Annotated in this window: 1 pseudogene; it reads left to right on the top strand. The window is 60.0% G+C overall.

What is annotated here, in order from left to right:
• The first annotated feature begins 51 nt into the window (after positions 1–51).
• Positions 52–1,271 (top strand): annotated as a pseudogene (locus tag QO033_RS25215) (IS3 family transposase).
• The last annotated feature ends 18 nt before the right edge of the window (positions 1,272–1,289 follow it).

The following is a 1,289-nucleotide window of genomic DNA, read 5'->3' as shown; positions in this document are numbered from 1 at the left end:
CCCGTGTATCGTGGACGCCTTCATTGCTAATTTTGAGGCAAGGAGGCCATGATGAGCAGCACCAAGTTCAGCGACGATTTCAAGAGAGACGCCGTCGCGCAGATCACGGAGAGGGGCTACCCGGTCAGGGAGGTGGCGAAGCGTCTGGGCGTGAGCCAATACTCGCTCTACTCCTGGAAGAAGAAATTCGCGAAGGCGTCATCTGGTGACACTGAGAAAGAGGCGGAGATCCGTCGGCTCAAGCGTGAGCTCCTGAGAGTGACGGAGGAGCGGGACATCTTAAAAAAGGCGACCGCCTATTTCGCCAGGGATGCAAAGTGAGATACGCGTTCGTGGCCGAGCATCGCGGACAGTTCTCAGTCCGGGCGATGTGCCGCTGCCTGCGCATACAGCCGAGCGGGTTCTATGCCTGGCTGAAGGCACCGTTGAGCAGGCGAGCCCAAGAAGACAAGCGGCAGACCGAGATGCTGAAGGAGGCGTGGGTGGGCAGCGGCAAGGTCTACGGCCACCCATTGCCCGGCAGGCGCATGCACAGCATGCTGCCGAGAGGGGCAAGCTGCATGACGACCTTCTCGAGCGGGGCGAAAGCATCTGCCTGAACCGGGTCGCCCGCCTGACCAGCTTGGCCGGCATCAAGGCGCAGATCGGCTACAAACGTCGACCGGGAAAGTACGGCGGGAAGCCTTCGGTGGTCGTCGACAACACGCTCGATCGGCGGTTCGACGTGGCGACACCGGATACGGCTTGGGTGACCGATATCACCTACATCCGGACACAGGAGGGCTTCGCCTATCTGGCCGTGGTCATCGATCTGTTCTCGCGTCGTGTGGTCGGCTGGGCGATGCAGAGCCGCCAGACGACAGACGTTGTCCTGCAAGCGCTGCTCATGGCGACATGGCGAAGAAAGCCCAAGGAAAAGGTCCTGATACATTCGGATCAGGGCAGCCAATTCACCAGCATGGACTGGGCTGCGTTCCTTCGGGCACACAATCTGGAGCATTCTATGAGCCGCCGCGGAAACTGCCATGACAACGCGCTCGACCATTGTCCTCGGACCAATGGCGGACAAGGTCTCGCCGGAGAGCTTCTTCAACCTGCTGAAGCGAGAGCGGGTCTGGCGACGGACCTACCGAACACGCGAAGAAGCCAGGCAGGATGTGTTCGACTACATTGAGATGTTCTACAACCCGAAGCGCAAACACGCCCGGAACGGAATGCTGTCGCCCGTCGACTTTGAGCAGCAGCAGAAACTGAGACACGAAGGCGTCTAAGAAACACGGGGCTATTCA

The organism is Pseudodonghicola flavimaris (assembly GCF_030164425.1).
GTDB lineage: Bacteria > Pseudomonadota > Alphaproteobacteria > Rhodobacterales > Rhodobacteraceae > Pseudodonghicola > Pseudodonghicola flavimaris.
The sequence above is the reverse complement of the archived record's forward strand: the minus strand, read 5'-3'. Positions and strand labels throughout refer to the sequence as shown.